Annotated in this window: 17 protein-coding genes; 4 read left to right on the top strand and 13 right to left on the bottom strand. The window is 67.8% G+C overall.

What is annotated here, in order from left to right; all coding sequences use genetic code 11:
• Positions 1-144: 144 nt before the first annotated feature.
• The 11 genes from HNQ73_RS07760 to HNQ73_RS07710 form a co-directional block, all read right to left on the bottom strand.
• Positions 145-960: an outer membrane protein gene (locus HNQ73_RS07760; protein WP_183333919.1), complete on the bottom strand. Its 816-nt coding sequence runs from the start codon at positions 958-960 to the stop codon at positions 145-147.
• A 229-nt stretch (positions 961-1,189) separates the two neighbouring features.
• On the bottom strand, positions 1,190-2,533 hold the full coding sequence (glmM, locus tag HNQ73_RS07755; protein ID WP_183333917.1) for a phosphoglucosamine mutase: 1,344 nt from the start codon (positions 2,531-2,533) through the stop codon (positions 1,190-1,192).
• A 190-nt stretch (positions 2,534-2,723) separates the two neighbouring features.
• A complete protein-coding gene (gene ftsH, locus HNQ73_RS07750; RefSeq protein WP_183333915.1) occupies positions 2,724-4,649 on the bottom strand; it encodes an ATP-dependent zinc metalloprotease FtsH in 1,926 nt (641 codons plus the stop codon).
• Between the two features lie 140 nt (positions 4,650-4,789).
• Complete coding sequence (gene tilS, locus HNQ73_RS07745) at positions 4,790-5,875, bottom strand: tRNA lysidine(34) synthetase TilS (protein ID WP_183333913.1); 1,086 nt, start codon at positions 5,873-5,875, stop codon at positions 4,790-4,792.
• Between the two features lie 3 nt (positions 5,876-5,878).
• Positions 5,879-6,799: a tol-pal system protein YbgF gene (gene ybgF, locus HNQ73_RS07740; protein WP_183333911.1), complete on the bottom strand. Its 921-nt coding sequence runs from the start codon at positions 6,797-6,799 to the stop codon at positions 5,879-5,881.
• 119 nt (positions 6,800-6,918) lie between these two features.
• Positions 6,919-7,434 carry a peptidoglycan-associated lipoprotein Pal gene (pal, locus tag HNQ73_RS07735; RefSeq protein ID WP_373284876.1) on the bottom strand — a complete coding sequence of 172 codons (516 nt, stop codon included), beginning with the start codon at positions 7,432-7,434 and terminating at the stop codon, positions 6,919-6,921.
• A gap of 164 nt (positions 7,435-7,598) precedes the next feature.
• Positions 7,599-8,873 carry a Tol-Pal system beta propeller repeat protein TolB gene (tolB, locus tag HNQ73_RS07730; RefSeq protein ID WP_373284885.1) on the bottom strand — a complete coding sequence of 425 codons (1,275 nt, stop codon included), beginning with the start codon at positions 8,871-8,873 and terminating at the stop codon, positions 7,599-7,601.
• 135 nt (positions 8,874-9,008) lie between these two features.
• Positions 9,009-10,076 carry a cell envelope biogenesis protein TolA gene (locus tag HNQ73_RS07725; RefSeq protein WP_183333907.1) on the bottom strand — a complete coding sequence of 356 codons (1,068 nt, stop codon included), beginning with the start codon at positions 10,074-10,076 and terminating at the stop codon, positions 9,009-9,011.
• 10 nt (positions 10,077-10,086) lie between these two features.
• Positions 10,087-10,539, bottom strand: coding sequence for an ExbD/TolR family protein (locus HNQ73_RS07720; protein ID WP_183333905.1), 453 nt, complete (start codon positions 10,537-10,539; stop codon positions 10,087-10,089).
• Between the two features lie 27 nt (positions 10,540-10,566).
• Positions 10,567-11,283, bottom strand: a complete 717-nt coding sequence (tolQ, locus tag HNQ73_RS07715) for a protein TolQ (protein ID WP_183333902.1) — start codon at positions 11,281-11,283, stop codon at positions 10,567-10,569.
• A 328-nt stretch (positions 11,284-11,611) separates the two neighbouring features.
• On the bottom strand, positions 11,612-12,028 hold the full coding sequence (locus HNQ73_RS07710) for a DUF2852 domain-containing protein (protein WP_183333901.1): 417 nt from the start codon (positions 12,026-12,028) through the stop codon (positions 11,612-11,614).
• 489 nt (positions 12,029-12,517) lie between these two features.
• Between HNQ73_RS07710 and HNQ73_RS07705 the strand changes: the two genes are divergently transcribed.
• From HNQ73_RS07705 to HNQ73_RS07690, 4 genes are all read left to right on the top strand, one after another.
• Positions 12,518-13,018 carry a type III secretion system chaperone family protein gene (locus HNQ73_RS07705; protein ID WP_183333899.1) on the top strand — a complete coding sequence of 167 codons (501 nt, stop codon included), beginning with the start codon at positions 12,518-12,520 and terminating at the stop codon, positions 13,016-13,018.
• Positions 13,019-13,123: 105 nt separating this feature from the next.
• Positions 13,124-13,945 carry a pyrroline-5-carboxylate reductase gene (gene proC / locus HNQ73_RS07700; RefSeq protein WP_183333897.1) on the top strand — a complete coding sequence of 274 codons (822 nt, stop codon included), beginning with the start codon at positions 13,124-13,126 and terminating at the stop codon, positions 13,943-13,945.
• Positions 13,946-14,104: 159 nt separating this feature from the next.
• A complete protein-coding gene (locus tag HNQ73_RS07695; RefSeq protein WP_183333894.1) occupies positions 14,105-14,857 on the top strand; it encodes a TetR family transcriptional regulator in 753 nt (250 codons plus the stop codon).
• A 168-nt stretch (positions 14,858-15,025) separates the two neighbouring features.
• Entirely contained in the window at positions 15,026-15,385 is a 360-nt protein-coding gene (locus tag HNQ73_RS07690) for a tRNA-binding protein (RefSeq protein ID WP_183333893.1), read from the top strand.
• A 7-nt stretch (positions 15,386-15,392) separates the two neighbouring features.
• On the opposite strand, the gene HNQ73_RS07685 is transcribed toward HNQ73_RS07690, so the two are convergent.
• Together HNQ73_RS07685 and HNQ73_RS07680 are read right to left on the bottom strand one after the other, a co-directional pair.
• Positions 15,393-16,754: an ATP-binding protein gene (locus HNQ73_RS07685; protein WP_183333891.1), complete on the bottom strand. Its 1,362-nt coding sequence runs from the start codon at positions 16,752-16,754 to the stop codon at positions 15,393-15,395.
• Positions 16,755-16,763: 9 nt separating this feature from the next.
• Positions 16,764-17,474 carry a response regulator gene (locus HNQ73_RS07680; RefSeq protein ID WP_183333889.1) on the bottom strand — a complete coding sequence of 237 codons (711 nt, stop codon included), beginning with the start codon at positions 17,472-17,474 and terminating at the stop codon, positions 16,764-16,766.
• Positions 17,475-17,476 lie beyond the last annotated feature (2 nt).

Below are 17,476 nucleotides of genomic sequence, written 5' to 3'. Positions count from 1 at the left end.
CTGCCGCCAAGAAGTTAAGTGACGATTAACCTTAACGAATATTGACCGGAAAAAATCCGGACCTGTTCCGGCATGAAAAAAGCGCGGCGTCGGGCGCCGCGCTCGTGTAATGCATCGGGGGGAACTCTTGGCCCAGTATTTCGATCAGTACTTGGCGACGATGGGCTCGTAGCTGCCGTTCGGAGCCGTGCCACCAAGGTTCCAGCGCAGGCCGAGCTTCACGTCATGCGACGTGAGATCCTTGAACTTCATCGGGTTGTACACGTTGTTCGTGCCCGTGTAGGTGATGATGTCACCGCTCTGCGCATCGCCCAGGTTCACGTAGCGATAGCCGAGCTCCACCGTGAAGTTCGGCGTCACGGCATAGGCGAGCCCCGCATAGAGCGCCCAGGCAAAATTCCACTTCGAGGCTTCGCGCGCATAGGCCGAGCCCCAGTTGGGAACGTTCTCGTCGCGGAAGCTGTGGATGGTGTTGTAGGAACCGCCGATGCCAGCGCCGATGAAGGGCGTCAGGCCGTTCCAGGTGCCGAGATCGAGATAGGCGTTGGCGAGGAACAGCCATTCGGACTTGGAGCCCGAATAGTTGTCCGAGCCGGGACCATAGCCGGGACCGCCTGGATAGACGTCGTAGCCGTGGAAGTTCGCCCGGGCCCGGTATTCGCCCGTGACGTCGAAACGGAGCCAGCTGTTGAGCTGGTAACCAATACCGACGCCGAAGAAGGGCGCAGCATCGAACGCCTTGTCGATGGTCACGACGCTGGAATCGTAGAGCACGTTGTCGAGCTTATCGACCTCCTGGTTGCTGAAGCCGATGTCGCCCCGCAGATACCAGCCGCCGAAGGCGACGGGTTCAGGTGCCGGCAGGGGAGCCGGAGCAGGCAGAAGATCGGCCGCCTGGGCGCCGGAGACGAGCCCGGCAGCCATGAGGCCGGCGAACGCAAAGGTTTTCAGGCTGCCCATGAGTATGTCCTTCGTACCGGGCAATTCCGCTTGCCCACACAACCGCAGACGCAGCCAACTTAGACAGAACCCGTTAAATAACGCTTAAGGCTAACACTTAACCCTACTTATCCGTTAAGCCAGCTTCGCGGCTGCGCGGAACGCGCAAGCGCAGCCAGCAGCGCCCCCTCCCCTGCGGGAGGAGGGGGCTGCAGTTGCCTCCAGGTTGCTGGTGATCTTTCGTCGCTTGTCAGGCAGCAACACTGCTCAGGGCTTCGCAGACTTCGCCCACCACCTGCTCGACGAGGTCGCGGTCGTCGCCCTCTGCCATCACGCGGATCACCGGCTCGGTGCCCGAGGGACGAATGACGAGGCGCCCTTTGCTGCCGAGGCGCTCACGCGCTGCATCGACGGCATGAATGACGGAATCGTTCTTGAGCGGCTGGCCGTTCTTGTACCGCACATTCTTCAGCACCTGCGGCAGCGGCTCGAAACAGTGGCAGACCTCGCTCACCGGCCGGTCCTGTGCCTTGACCACCGCCAGGAGCTGCAGGGCGGCGATGAGGCCGTCGCCCGTCGTCGTATGGTCGGACAGGATGATATGGCCGGACTGCTCGCCGCCGAGGTTGTAGCCGTGCGCACGCATGTGCTCGAGCACGTAGCGGTCGCCGACGGCCGTACGGGCGAGTTCGAGCCCGAGGCTGGCCAGATAGCGCTCGAGCCCCAGGTTCGACATGATGGTGGCGACGATGCCCGGCTTCGACAGGCGCCCGTCGGCCTGCCAGCTCGTGGCGATGACGGCCATGAGCTGGTCGCCGTCCACGAGGTGGCCCTTCTCGTCGACGATCAGCACGCGATCGCCATCGCCGTCGAGCGCGATGCCGATGTCGGCGCGCACCTCCCGCACCTTGCGCACCAGCGCCTCCGGCGCGGTCGAGCCGACCTCGTGGTTGATGTTGAACCCGTCCGGCTCATCGCCGATGGTGATCACCTCCGCGCCCAGCTCCCACAGCGCTTCGGGCGCCACCTTGTAGGCCGCGCCGTTGGCGCAGTCGACGACGATGCGCAGGCCCTCAAGGTCAAGCTGGCGCGGCAGGGTGCGCTTGGCGAACTCGATGTAGCGCGCATGGACGCTCTCGATGCGCTTGGCTCGGCCAAGACGCGCCGGCTGCGCGAGCCGGCTCGTCAGGTCACTCATCATGAGGCTCTCGATCTCGCTCTCAACCTCGTCGGAGAGCTTGTAGCCGTCGGGGCCGAAGAGCTTGATGCCGTTGTCCTCATAGGGGTTGTGCGAGGCGGAAATCATCACGCCCAGGTCGCAGCGCATGGACCGCGTCAGCATCGCCACGGCCGGCGTCGGCACGGGCCCGAGAAGCAGCACGTCCATGCCGACCGAGGTGAAGCCGGCCTGCAGGGCCGATTCGATCATGTAGCCCGACAGGCGCGTGTCCTTGCCGATGACGACGCGGTGGCGATAGTCGCCGCGGTGAAAGACAAGACCGGCCGCCTGGCCGACGCGCAGGGCAAGTTCGGGCGTGATGGTGCCGTTGGCCCGGCCGCGGATGCCGTCGGTTCCGAAGAAGCTGCGTGTCATGTGCGTAGAACTCGGTAGGAACGAGAGGAGGCTCGGCTGAACTGAACCCGTGCGAGTATACCATCAAGCATCGCTCAAAGATGCGCGCGGTTTGTTCACAAAGTATGAGCGCAGATTACAACCGCCGCCCCATCAGAAAGACGAACGGCGCCCTTTCGGCGCCGTTCGCCGCATGCCGGGTTTCTGTAGATCAGGCCTGCGGCTGGGGCTCGAGGCCGGCGTCGGGCTCGCCGCGCGGACGGTTGAAGCCGGCCGACGGCACCGGCGAGTGGCGCGTGGGCGCCGCCGGCTCGCCGGCATCGCGCACGGGCGGCTTGCCGTCCAGCAGGTCGCGGATCTCCTCGCCCGTGAGTGTCTCGTATTCGAGCAACCCCTTGGCCAGGATCTCGAGCTGGTCATACTTCTCCTTGAGGATGCGAGTTGCCTCGGCATAGCCGGCCTCGACGAAGCGGCGGATCTCGGCGTCGATCTTCTGGGCCGTGGCCTCGGAGACGTTCTGCTGACGCGCCACGGACATGCCGAGGAAGACCTCGTCCTGGTTCTCGCCGTACATCACGGTGCCGAGCTCCTCGGAGAAGCCCCACTGCGTCACCATCATGCGGGCAAGCTTGGTCGCCTGCTGGATGTCGGAAGCGGCGCCGGAGGTGACCTTCTCCTTGCCGAAGACGAGCTCCTCGGCCACGCGGCCGCCCATCATGATGGCGAGGCGCGAGGTCATCTGCTCGTAGCTCATGGAGAGCTTGTCGCGCTCCGGCAGCTGCATGACCATGCCGAGCGCCCGCCCGCGCGGGATGATCGTGGCCTTGTGCACCGGGTCCGTCGCCGGGACGTTGAGGGCGACGATGGCGTGCCCGGCCTCGTGGTAGGCGGTGAGGCGCTTCTCCTCCTCGCTCATGACGAGAGAGCGGCGCTCCGCGCCCATCATCACCTTGTCCTTGGCGTCCTCGAACTCGCGCATGGTGACGATGCGCTTGGAACGGCGGGCGGCAAGCAGCGCCGCCTCGTTGACGAGGTTCATGAGGTCGGCGCCCGAGAAGCCCGGCGTACCGCGGGCGATGACCTTGAGGTCGACGTCCGGGGCGAGCGGCACCTTGCGCACGTGGACGCGCAGGATCTTCTCGCGGCCTGCGACGTCCGGGTTGGGCACCACGATCTGCCGGTCGAAGCGGCCGGGACGCAGCAGCGCCGGGTCGAGCACGTCGGGCCGGTTGGTGGCGGCGATGATGATGACGCCCTCGTTGGCCTCGAAGCCGTCCATCTCGACCAGCAACTGGTTCAGCGTCTGCTCGCGCTCGTCGTTGCCGCCGCCGAGGCCGGCGCCGCGGTGACGGCCAACCGCGTCGATCTCGTCAATGAAGATGATGCACGGCGCGTTCTTCTTCGCCTGCTCGAACATGTCGCGCACGCGGCTCGCGCCGACACCGACGAACATCTCGACGAAATCCGATCCCGAAATTGTGAAGAAGGGCACGTTCGCTTCACCCGCGACGGCGCGGGCGGTGAGCGTCTTGCCCGTGCCGGGCGGGCCGACGAGCAGCACGCCGCGCGGGATGCGGCCGCCGAGGCGCTGGAACTTCTGCGGATCGCGCAGGAACTCAACGATCTCCTGCAGATCCTCCTTCGCCTCGTCGATGCCGGCAACGTCCTCAAAGGTCACGCGCCCGTGTGCCTCGGTGAGCAGCTTGGCCTTGGACTTGCCGAAGCCCATGGCGCGGCCGGCGCCGTTCTGCATCTGGCGTGACAGGAAAATCCAGGCCCCGATGAAGACGAGGAGCGGCAGCCAATTGACGAGCAGTGCAATAAACCAGGGCGTCGAATCCTGCGGCGGCTTGGCCGAGATCTGCACGCCCTTCTGCGACAGCTTGCCGATCAGGTTCGGGTCATAGGGCGCGTAGGTGGAGAAGGTGCCGCCACCGCCGATGTAGGTGCCGGTGATGTTCTGGCCGGAGATCACCACGGAGGCGATGCGGCCGTTCTCGGCGTCGGTGATGAGCTGCGAATAGGGAATCTCGTTCGAGGCCTGCCGCTGCCCGGGGTTCTGGAAGATCGTTACCAGCGCCAACACCAGGAGAAAGATGACGACCCAGAGGGCAAAGTTACGAAAATTGGGATTCATCGTTTCCCTGTCGCTTTGTTCTTCCGGCACCGGTACGCGGGCGGCTTTCGTGTCGAAGCTAATTTAAGATCGCGCCAAACCCTTGCCAAGGGAACCCCAATCCGCAAGCACCCTTAAGGGAAGGTTGGCGTCGCACCATCTCAGCCAGATGTCGGCGGCTTTTCTGGGGCGCGCCGGCCTCTCCGCCGTGGCGGCTCCGGCCCGATGCGCAGGGAGCCTGCGACATCGAGCGCAACGAGCGCGCCCGCCAGTGTGGCCCGCATCGTCCTGCCTTCCTCCCGCGTCTGCCGCAGCGCGGTGACGAGGGCCTCGAGCCGTTCGAGGCGCAGGGGCACCGTGGGTCCGGCAGCCCCGCCCGCCGCCTCCACGACGGCGCGCTCAAGCACGCGCAGCATCAATTCCTCCGGCAGATCAAAGATTTCCGCCGAAACTTCGACGCTCCCGTTGCCGTTCCCGAGAGGTCGGACGAGCCGGGACGATTCGGCGGCGGCGCAGGCCGCGAGGGCCTCGTCCACTCTGGCGGCTCGTGCGGCGAGGCGCACGAGCCGCTCCGGCGTCAGGCCCAGGGTCGCGGCGGCGGAGCGCGCCGCCGGGCTGCGCAAGCGCGCGCGCATGTAGGCGGGATCGCGATTCGTGGGATCGTCCGCCGCCTCGAGCCCGGCCGCCGCCACGGTGGCCACGAGGCGCGCCTTTGGAAAGGGCAGGAACGGCCGCGCCAGCGCGAGGCCGGGTGCGACCGCGACCCGTGGCCGCATGGCCGCGAGCCCGGCGATGCCACTGCCGGCGGCAAGGCGCATCAGCACGGTTTCGGCCTGGTCGTCACGGTGATGGGCGGTGACGAGACAGTCGGCGCCGATCGCGGCGGCATGGTCGGCCAGCAGGCGGTAGCGCGCGGCCCGTGCGGCTTCCGGAATGCCGCGGGCGGGCTTCTCGCCGTCCCAGCAGAGCGTGGCGTGCGCCAGGCCGAAATCGTTCGCGACTCGCGCCACCGCCTCGGCCTCGGCGGCGCTCGCGGCTCTCAGGCGATGGTCGACGGTGGCAACGCTGACGCGCGGCCTGGGCCCGCCTTCATGAAGCCAGCCGGCGACAGCGATCAGGAGGGCAAGGGAATCGGGGCCGCCCGAGACGGCGAGGAGAAGGTGGCGGCTGTCGGTGAGGTCCGCGAGGACGGCGGCGATCTCACCGCGTGAAAGAGGAACGTCGTCGAGATGCGAGGGACCGCTCACGACTCAGCAGCGCGCCCGCTCACGCTCGGCCGCCTGGCGCACGGCTGCGGGAGCCTGCGGATACTTGCGGGTAACTTCCGCAAAGGTGGCACATGCCTGCTCGCGGGCGCCAATGGCCTTGAGCGCCTGCCCGAGCTTCAGCAGCCCCTCCGGAGCCCGGCCGGAATTGGGATAGTCGGTGGCGAGCTTCAGGTACTGCTCGGCCGCCTCGTTGTAGCGCTTGCGCTGATAATAGGTCTCGCCGAGGAAGAAAGTCGCGTCGGGCACGAGCCGGTCGCGCGGGTGCGACTGGAGGAACTGGCGCAGGCCCATCTCCGCCGCGTCGTACTGACGCTGGCGCAGCAGCGCGACGGCCTTCTCGTAGTCCTCGGCCGGGTCGGCCGAGCCCGTGGCAGCGATGCTCGGGCCGCTGCGCGGCACCGGCGCGGCGCCCGTGACCTCCCGCGCCAGCGAGTTGATGTCGAGCGGCGTACCCGCCCCCGGTGTCGGATCGTCGCCGATGATGGCGACCCCGCCCGTGGCGCTGTTGGCCGTGTTGACCGGAAGCTCGCCGAGCCTGCGCGGAGCCCCCGGCGCGCCAGGCGCCGCCGACGGGTCGAAGGCATCGCCGCGACGCTGCGGAGGGGCGGGCGCAGGCGCCGGCGCAGGCTGCGGGCGCGGCGTGGCGCCGGACCGGCCACCGCTGCCCTCCTGGAAGCGGAACTCCACGTCTTCCTGGAAGCGTTGCAGGGTCTGCATGAGCTGCCGGTTCTGGTGCTGCAGCTGCTCGACCTGGCCCGAAAGCTCCCGCACCTGGCCTTCGAGGCGGTTGAGGCGCACGAACAGCTCGGCGGCATCCTGCGCGCGCACGGCCTGGGGCGTGAAGGTGATGGCCGCAGTCGCCGCAAGAAGCGCGACGGCGATGCTTCGGAATGTCTGGATCATGCCATGCATTGGGTTAGCCGCGATTGTCGCGTCCGCCTAGCAGAACAGGCCGGTTGCGGCCACAATATGGCTGCATACCGGCCCCTTCTCCACGCGCGGCATTGACTGCGGGCGCTGTCTCAGACGCCGCCGCCCGCGTCGAGCACCGTGACCGCGCGGCGGTTCTGCGACCAGCAGGAGATGTCGTTGCACACCGCCACCGGGCGCTCCTTGCCGTAGGAGATCGTGCGCATGCGCGAGGCGGCGATGCCGCGCGAGACGAGATAGTCGCGCACCGTCTGCGCGCGGCGCGCACCGAGCGAGAAGTTGTACTCGCGCGTGCCACGCTCGTCGGCGTGCCCCTCGATCACGAAGGTGTAGCGCGGATACTGCGACAGCCACTGTGCCTGCTTGTTCAGGGTGGCGATGGCGGTCGGCGTCAGGTCGGACGAGTCGGTCTCGAAGAAGACACGGTCACCGACATTCACGACGAAGTCCTGGGCCGTGCCCGGCGCCGCATAGCCGCCTGCGCCCGCGCCAGCACCACCGGCAAGGCCATCCTTGTTGGGATCGGACGAGCAGGCGGCCAGCGTCAGGGCTGCGGCCAGGGCGGCCGCGACCTTGAGGCCGCCCGACGAGAAGAGCGAGGACATCATCTGACAACTCCTTGGCGCACTTCCGGCTGTCGGCGACCACCGGACAGACGCGGAACGAAGGCTGATCAATGAGCCGTCAACCTTGACGGGAGGTTGACGACCGGCACCGAAAAGCGACACGTGCGGCAAACCTTGCCTTGAGGTTAACCACTCGTAAACGCCCCTCAGCGCACCTCGGTCAGAAGCGGTGACCAGGCCGGGTCGGAGGCAAAAGACGGCGTCGGCACCGGCACCTCGACGCGACCGGTCACGTCGACCATGTAGAGCTTGCCGCCTCCCTGCCCGCCGGGATCGCGCCAGAACATGATGTACTGCCCGTTCGGCGCCCAGGTCGGCCCCTCGTTGTGGAAGCCCTCGGTCAGGATGCGCTCGCCGGAGCCATCCGGCCGCATGATGCCGATGGAAAAGGTGCCGCCCTTCTGGCGCGTGAAGGCGATGTAGTCGCCGCGCGGCGACCAGACCGGCTGGGCATAGGAGCCCTCGCCGAAGGAGATGCGCTGCACGTTCGAGCCATCGGCATTCATCACATAGATCTGCTGCGCGCCGCCGCGGTCGGACTCAAAGGCGATGCGCGTGCCGTCAGGCGAGAAGGACGGGGAGGTGTCGATGGCGTTCGTCGAGGTGACGCGCGTCGTCGTGCGCGAGCGCAGGTCCATCAGATAGATGTTGGCATTGCCGCCCTGCTGCAGGCTCATGACGATGCGCTGTCCATCCGGCGAGAAGCGCGGGCTCGACGTCATGTCGGGAAAGTTGCCGACGATCTCGCGCTGCCCCGTGTCGAGGTTGAGCAGCTGGACGTGCGGCTGCTCGCCCGAGCGCTGCGACATGAAGGTGATCTCCTGCGCCACCGGCGAGAAGCGCGGCGTGACGACGAGGTCCTCGCCGCGGGTGAGATAGCGCAGGTTGGCGCCGTCCTGGTCCATGATGGCGAGGCGCTTGCGCCGTGACTCCTTGGGGCCGGATTCGTCGACGAAGACGATGCGCGTGTCGAAGAAGCCCTTGAGCCCGGTAATGCGCGAGAAGATGGCGTCGGAGATGATGTGCGCGATGCGACGCCAGTTGTTGGGATCGGTGAAATACTGCTGGCCGGTGAGCTGCTGGCCGGCGAAGACGTCCCACAGGCGGAACTCCGCCTTGAGGCGCCCTCCCCCCTCACGCGTCACCCGGCCCGTGACCAGCGCCTGGGCATTGATGGCCTGCCAGGCACTGAACTGGGGCGGGGCGTCGAAGGCCGGCGACGGCTCGACGAAGGCCTTCGGATCGATGGGAAGGAAGTAGCCGCAGCGACGCAGGTTGGCGGTGATGACCTCGGCGATGCGTGCGCCGAACTCGACATCGCCACCGAAGTTGGTGATGGCGATCGGCAGCGGCTGGAAGTTCGCACGGTCGAGCGTGATGGTGATCTCCGCGCGCGCTGGTGTCAGCACCGCCGGCACCATTGTCATCGCCGCGATCAGCGGCAGCGCGAGGCGCGCCATCAGGGTCTTCATCATCGTGCTTTTCTTGGCTCTTGCCGGGAGAGACATGACGTCCGTGGGGCGTTGGTTATGGATGAGGCTGACGGCGAAACCATGTCAGCCCAGAAACTCGCTCGGATCGAGGATGACGTTCCATTCCTGCCAGTCGGCATAGAATAGCTGGAAGCGTTCGGGAATGCGGAAGGGCGCGCAGCGGCGCACGGCGCGGAGCGCGCTGTCCGCCACCGAGCGGAAGGCCGGGTCGCTGGACGAGTTCACCAGGGTCGGCATCGCCCTCAGCGAGCCGTCAGGGTTGAGGCTCATGCGCACGATCGGCTTGACCTGGGGGTTGGCCCCCGGCGGCGGCGACCAGCACTGCGCGAGCTGCTCGCGCACGATGCCGCCGAGGATGTCGGCGTCGGCCGGTGACAGGCGGGCGGCGTTGCCATGGCGCGTGCCGAGCGAGGCGGTGCGGTTGACCTCCTGCCCGGTCGAGGCGGCGCTCTGCGGCTTGTCCTTGCTCTCGAGCAGCTTGCGGATGTCGTTCGGGTTGAACTTGCGCTCCGGCTCCCGCGACCTGGAGGGGGCCGGCTTCTCCTGCGGCTTGGTGTCCTCGATCAGCTTGGCGAGATCCTCGCGCTTCGGCTCCGGCTTCTTCGGCTCGGGCCGCTGCTGCTGAGGCTTCTCGGCGATGTCGGGACGCTTCGGCGGCTGCGGCGCCGGCTCCGTGCGCGCGGGCTCCGGCTTCTCTTCCGCCTGCTTCTCGGCCGTCTCTGCGGCGGGCGCGGGCTGCGGCTTCGGCGGCATCGCCTGCTGCGGGGGCGCAGGCGGTGGCGGAGCCGGCGGCTTGGGCGCCTCCTGCTGATCAGCCTCGGCGGTCTGGGGCCGCGACGGTGGCGCCGGCGCGTCGCGCTGCGCGTCGCCGGGCTTCGGCCGCTCCTCCACCTTCTCCGACTGCCTGTCGACCACCGGCCGCGGCTTCTCGGCCACCTTCTTCTCGGTCGGCGTGCCGCGCGTCAGCTCACGCAGGTCGCTCTCGCTCACCACATCGACGGCAATCGCCTCCTGCTGGTCGTCGAACGGCTTCGCGCTCGAGAAGGCGACGAGCCCCGCCACGAGCACGGCGGCATGGCCGAGGCCCGAGACCATGAAACCCGGTTGCTGGCGGAGGAAGCGCAGCGCCACGGCCCCGTCCTTAGCTCTGCCGCTCCGGCTCGGTCACCAGCGCGACGCGCTTGAAGCCGGCGGCGGTGACGAGCGCCATGATCTGGGCGACACGGCCGTAGTCGACCTGGCGCGCGCCACGAATGTAGATGCGCTCCTCGGCGCCCGCCTTGGCCACCGCCATGAGCTTGGGCACGATCTCGCTGTCCTCGAGCGGCGTTTCCATCAGGAACACACGCCCCTTGTCGTCGATCGACAGCATCAGCGGCTTCTGCTCGACGTTGAGCGGCTTGGCCGCCGTCTCCGGCAGGTCGAGCGGCACGCCGACGGTGAGAAGCGGCGCCGCGACCATGAAGATGATGAGCAGCACCAGCATGACGTCGATGAACGGCGTCATGTTGATCTCGGACATGGCACCGTGGCGCCGGCGCCGCCGTCGGCCCCGGCCGCCCCCACCCGCTCCTGCTCCGATGGACATGCCCATGTTCCGATCCCCTGACTGCAGCCCGCCTCAGGCGGCCACGCGTTCGTCGATCTGCCGGGACAGGATGGCGGAGAACTCGTCGGCAAAGCCCTCGAGCCGCCCCTGCGCCTTCGCCGCCTCGGCCTGCAGCCGGTTGTAGGCGATCACGGCCGGAATGGCGGCGAAGAGACCGATGGCCGTGGCGAAGAGCGCCTCGGCGATGCCCGGGGCGACGACAGCAAGACTCGTGTTCTTCGAGGCCGCGATGGAGCGGAAGGAGGTCATGATGCCCCAGACTGTGCCGAACAGGCCGATGAACGGCGAGGCCGAGCCGATGGTGGCGAGCACCAGCAGCTTGGACTCGAGCCGCTCCACCTCACGCTGGATCGACACGTCGAGCACCTTGTCGATGCGCTGGGCGAGGCTGGCCACTGCCCGGCCGCCGCCCTCGAAGGAGCGCTTCCACTCCCGCATGGCGGCCACGAACAGGGCCGCCATGCCGGAGACCGGCCTGCTCGCGAGCGAGCGGTACAGCTCCTCCAGCGACTGGCCGGACCAGAAGACCTCCTCGAAACGGTCCATCTGCCGCCGGGTGCGCATGAACAGAAGCGTCTTGTCGACGATGATGGCCCAGGACCAGACGGAGGCCCCCAGCAGGCCGAGCATCACGAGCTTGACGACGAAATGGGCCTGCCAGAACAACCCCCAGAGGGACACCTCGTTCACGGCCTGCAAGGCACCTTGCGTCACTTCGGCGGGGTCCATTCGCTTGTCCTTTTGCACTCTCGCGCGCCGCATGCGCCGCGGCATTTGCCGTCATCAACGGCAAACGGCAGGCTGTCGAAATTCCGGAAGCGTCGCGCAGCTGCTCAAGTCGCTTCCGAATCTGTCGAAATGAGGGCGTTCCCGGCCCTCCCTTCCCTCGCAACAGATACTTGCCGTCCATACAGTTAGTCGCTCCGCAAGGTTAACGCCGGGTTTCCGGGTTGCGGCGCATTCGAGGGCAGGCGAGCCGGCGGCGGCCTCGCCGGCATGCGAAAACGCCCGCCGGAGGGCGGGCGTCGGCAAGGATCGGAAACGGTCCCCGGCGGCATCACGCCGCGGGTGCGTCGGGCTGCGGGCGCTGGCGACGCTCGGCCATGAACTGGTCGAACTCCGCCTTGTCCTTGGCGAAGCGCAGCTTGTCGAGGAAGACCTTGAACTCGCGCTGCTCCTCCTCGAGCCGACGCAGCGTCTCCTCACGATACTCGTCGAATGCCCGATTGCCGCTGGAGCTGCCCGTCCAGCCGCCGCGGCCTTCCATGCGCGCGCGCAGGCGGTCCATCTTCTCCTGCAGGCGCATCATCTTCTGCTCCCAACGATCACTGCCTCTTCCGCACATCATGCGTCCGCTCCACATTGAGTACATCAGGACAAAAAGGCCGAGAGGCCACCAGACGAGGAAGCCGAGGATCGTGAGCGCAATCCATGCCCCCCGTCCCATCTCGTCGAGCTTCGCCGCGATCGGCATGACTGGGCTCCATCCGTGAGTGTCGATCGGCTGTGAATGTTAATCACATTTACATAGGTAGGCGCGACCCGCGGTCTTGTCAAGCGAAACCGGCTCTCCAGACGTGAGCGGCGCCGCATCTCCGGGTTCTGGTCACCTCTGGCAGCAGCCGCGCTGACCGTCGGCATGCCGGCAGTCGCCCGGCGTTACACGTATCGCTTGTGGACAGGGTCGCCGCACCGGTTGTAGCCAGGCCACGAATCTCCGAGCGTTCAACTGTGTTCTGTGCGTCGGGACTCCGGCGCGCTATAGTCGAAGGGAAAGGTGATTCGTCACAGACGGTCGGTCTATTCGGATCAAACGCCTGTAACGAATACGTCGTTGGCGCGATATCTCTTCGAAATATAGCGCCAGCGGCGTGGTCGCGTCGCCCGTGTACTGCGTTGCTTCACGGCGGCCGCGCCTGACGGCCGGTTGCCCGAAACGTCCGAGCGAGCCGAGGTATCGGCAATGACCCACGTCGAGTTTGATTACGAACGCAGCGAACATCCGCTCGACGTCGTCGAGCGGCTCGCCTCCATCAACGACTGGACTTTCGACCGGGTCGAGGACGACGAGATGTCGATCTCGGTCGCCGGCGCCTGGACCGAATACCACATCGCCTTCACTTGGATCGAGGACATGGAGGCGGTGCATGTCGCCTGTGCCTTCGACCTCAAGGTGCCCGAGCGGCGCAGGGCGGAGCTGCTGCAGCTCGTCTCCCTCATCAACGAGCAGCTGTGGGTCGGCCATTTTGACCTGTGGAGCGCGCAGAACGTCGTCATGTTCCGCCACGCGCTGCTGCTGAGTGGCGGGGCGGAGCCGACGCGCAGCCAGTATGAGAGCATGCTGCGCACCGCCATCGATGCCTGCGAACGCCACTACCAGGCCTTCCAGTTCGTGCTGTGGGCGGGCAAGAGCGCCCGCGAGGCGCTGGACAGCGTCCTGTTCGAGACCGAGGGCGAGGCCTGACGACGCAGACTGCGTGGTCCCGGTGGCAAGTTGCGCCGCTCCGGCCTACAAGAGCGGCCATCGGACCGCGCTTCGGCGCCGGTCGGTCTTCTCGGATAGGGCCCGATGACTCTCGTATTTCCTGAAACGCTCGTTCTCGTCGGCGCAGGCAAGATGGGCGGCGCCATGCTCGACGGCTGGCTCGCCAACGGCCTCTCGCCGCAGGCCGTAACCGTTCTCGATCCGCACCCCTCGCCGGAGATCACGGCTCTCGCGCGCGACAAGGGCTTTCGGCTCAACCCGCCGATCGAGGAGGTGGCGCCCCCTGCAGCACTCGTCCTCGCCATCAAGCCGCAGTCGCTCGATGCCACCGCTCCGACCATCGCGCATCTCGCCGGCAGCGAGACGCTGGTCGTCTCCATCCTCGCCGGCAAGACCATCGCGAACCTGCGCGCGCGCCTGCCGGCAGCCGGCGCCATCGTCCGCGCCATGCCGAACCTGCCCGCTGCCGTGCGCCGAGGCGTCACCGCCGCCGTGACCGGCCGCGAGACCAGCCAGGAGCGGCGCATCATCGCCGACAGCCTGCTCCGGGGCGTTGGCACCGTCGAATGGCTCGACGACGAGCGCCTGATCGATGCCGTCACGGCCGTCTCGGGCTCCGGCCCGGCCTATGTCTTCTATCTGGCCGAATGCCTCGCCGAGGCGGGCACCGCCGCCGGCCTGCCGCCGGACCTTGCCGCCCGGCTCGCTCGCGCAACCGTGATCGGCGCAGGCGAGTTGCTGCACCAGTCCGACCTGCCCCCGTCCAAGCTGCGCCAGAACGTGACCTCCCCCGGCGGCACGACAGCCGCTGCCCTCGACGTACTGATGGCGAAGGACGGCCTGCAGCCGCTCCTCACGAAGGCTGTCGCCGCCGCACGGAGGAGGGCCGGCGAGCTGTCCGGCTGACGACGAGCCCGATGGCGCCGCGGGGCGCCTGTCCCCGCGTGCTGCCCGCATGCCCGTGACCGGCGGAGCGCAGGATCGCGCCGGCCGGTGCGTTTTGCGCTTCCGGTACCGGCTGCAATGCCTATCTTTGATGTTCGACCATGCATCGAGGAGGACGACATGGCAGCCAAGGCCACCGAAAAGGCCCGCGACATCCGCGGTGACATCGTCGAGGCCCTCATGCGCCTCGCTGCCGAGCGGGACTGGGACGCGATCCGCCTCTCCGACATCGCTGCCGAAGCCGGCGTCTCCCTCGCCGACTTCCGCGGCGCCTTCCCCTCCAAGGGCGCCGTTCTCGCCGAATTCAGCCGCCGCATCGACAAGGCGGTGCTGGAGGCCCTGCCCGCGCCCGGCGCGCCGGACAGCATGGCCGACCAGCCGGCCCGGGAGCGCGTCTTCGACATCATCATGCGCCGGCTCGATGCGCTCGCCCCCTACCGGGCCGCGCTCAAACGCCTGTCCCGCGGCCTGCGGCGCGAACTGACGGCCCTGCCCGAGCTCGCGCGGCTCACGCTCAATTCCATGCGCTTCATGCTGGAGGCCGCGGGCATCGACACGGAAGGCTCGATGGGCCACGTGCGCCTGCAGGGCGCCGTCCTCGTCTACGCCCGTGTTCTCGACACGTGGTACAACGACGACGACCCCGCCCTCGCCGCGACGATGGCGCGCCTCGACCGCGAGCTGACACGGGGGGAGCGCATGCTGCGCTGCGCCGAAGACGCCTATCGCCTGGCCGCCCCCTTCCGCGCCGCTGCGCGGGTCTTCTGCGAAGGGCGGGCGAGCAACAGGCGCTACCGGCGCGAACGGCAGCGCGAACGCAGCCGCCGCGACACCGACGGCGACGACAACGAATCCTTCGCGCCAGCCATCTGACACGACAGCGCGACAGGATCTGCCGACAGGCGCCCGCCGGCGGAATTTTCTGCCGTCCGGGCCCGGTTCTCCATGCCGGCATGGGCACACCCTGCGCGATGCTCTTGCCATGACGCGTCGCCGGCGGCACATGCGGCGGCGCCAGCCAACGATGGAGAACGCCAGCCCATGACGACGACGGCCCCTGTCAGCGAGCGCATCACCTTCGACGATTTCCTCAAGGTCGACGTCCGCGTCGGCACCATCGTCGAGGTCTCACCCTTTCCGGAAGCCCGCAAGCCGGCGTTCAAGCTCCTGATCGACTTCGGCGGCGACATCGGGCGCAGGAAGTCATCCGCCCAGATCACGCAGAACTACCGGCCCGAGGACCTCGTCGGCCGGCAGGTGCTGGCGGTCGTCAACTTCCCGCCGCGCCAGATCGGCCCCTTCATGTCCGAGGTGCTGACGCTCGGCGTTCCGGACGCCGAGGGCAACGTCATGCTCATCGGCCCAGATCGTCCCGTGCCGAACGGGGGACGGCTCTACTGAGGCCGGACTACACCGGCACCCGCACCATCGCGCGCAGGCCGCCCAGCGGGCTGTCCATCAGCGTCACGTCGCCGCCATGCGAGCGGGCGATGTCGCGGGCGATGGCGAGCCCCAGCCCGGTGCCGCCGTCGTCCACATTGCGCGCCTCGTCGAGGCGGACGAAGGGCTTGAACACCTCCTCGCGCATCTCCTCCGGCACGCCCGGCCCGTCGTCGTCCACCGTCACGATGAGCCAGCGCAGGTCACGCACAGCATTGATGGCGATGGTGTCGCCGTGCCGGGCCGCATTGGCAACGAGGTTGACGAGAAGGCGCCGGAAAGCGTCCGGCCGCACGGTGACGACGAGGTCGTCGGCCACGTTGAGGCGCGTCGCATGGCCTTGGCGCTCGAGATCGGCCTTGAGGTCCTCCAGCAGGGCGCGCATGTCGGTCGGCGCCGGCTGCTCGCCGGCATCCCCGCGCGCGAAGGCGAGATAGGCCTCCAGCATGCGGGACATCTCGTCGACATCCTTGCGCAGGGCCTCGACGTCCGGCGTGTCCTCCAGCATGGCCAGCGACAGCTTGAACCGCGTCAGGATGGTGCGCAGGTCGTGGCTGACGCCGTTCAGCATGGTCGTGCGCTGCTCGATGGCACGTTCCACGCGCTGCTTCATCTCGAGGAAGGCCTGGCCCGCCCGCCGCACCTCACGCGCCCCGCGCGGGTGAAACTCGACCTCTCGGCCCTTGCCGAAGGCTTCCGCGGCGTCGGCAAGGCGCAGGATGGGCTTGATCTGATTGCGCAGAAAGAGGATGGCAACGGCGAGCAGGACGAGCGATGCCGTCACCATCCACACGAGGAAGATGTGCGAGTTCGACGCGTAGGCAAGGCTGCGCCGCGCGATGATGCGCATCACAACCTTGTCGAGCTTGACGCGGATCTCGATGAGGTTGGAGCGGCCGACGGTGTCGATCCAGAACGGGCGCGCCACCTGCTTGCGGATCTCGTCCGACAGGACGCTGTCGAGGATGGAGAAGAAGGGCTTGGGCCCTGGCGGCGGCAGCTCCTCGCCGGGCAGGATGTCAACGTCGAGCCCCAGGTCCTCGGCAGCGATGCGCGTGAGGGTCGTTGCCTCCGGGTCCTGCGGATAGCTCTCGTAGACGTGGATGAGGGCCGCGATGTCGCCGGACACCGCCGACGACAGCCGCCGCGTGACGAGCTGCCAGTGCCGCTCCATGAAAACGTAGGCGACGATCGACTGCAGGATGACGACCGGCGCTATGATGATGATGAGCGAGCGGGCGTAGAGGCCCTTGGGCATCATCGAGCCGATCCAGCGCGTGGCCCGGCGGAAGTAGGCCGATGGGCGGCCCATCGCACTGATCATGCTCATGGGGTCACGTCATTCGTCCACGAGCAGCCTGTAGCCGATGCCGCGGACCGTCTGCAGATGTACGGGATTGGCGGGGTCGCGCTCGATCTTGCGGCGCAGGCGGTTGATCTGCACATCCACCGTCCGCTCGCTGGCACCCGCGCCCAGCCCCGCGAGCGCCTCGCGCGGGACTTGCTGGCCGGGGCGCGAGCCCAGGATGCTCAGGATCTCCCGCTCCCTGTCGGTGATGCGCACGATCTCCTCGCCCCGGCGCAGCTCGCCGCGGTCGAGCCGGAAGGTGAACTCGCCGAAGCGGATGGTGTCGGCCTGGGCCTGCGCCCCGTCGCCGTTGGACGCCCGCTTGAGGATGTTGCCCACGCGCAGCAGCAGCTCGCGCGGCTCGAAGGGCTTGGGCAGATAGTCATCCGCCCCGATCTCCAGCCCCTTCACGCGGTCGGCCGCGTCGGCCCGCGCCGTCAGCATCAGGATCGGCATGCCCGACAGCATCCGCAGGCGCTTGGCGAAATCAAAGCCGTTCTCGCCGGGCATCATGATGTCGAGCACCATGAGGTCGAACACCATGTGGCTGAGGCGCGACTCGGCCTCGGCCGCATTGGCGGCCGGCGTCACGCGATAGCCGTTCTCGCAGAGGAAGCGTGTGAGGAGATCACGTAGGCGCCTGTCGTCATCGACCACGAGAATGTGCGGCGCATCATCCGCCAGCGAGATCGCCCTTCGCATCC

Origin of the sequence: Chelatococcus composti (assembly GCF_014201415.1) — a bacterium.
GTDB classification, from domain to species: Bacteria; Pseudomonadota; Alphaproteobacteria; order Rhizobiales; family Beijerinckiaceae; genus Chelatococcus_A; species Chelatococcus_A composti.
This window is presented reverse-complemented; position numbering and strand designations above follow the sequence as displayed.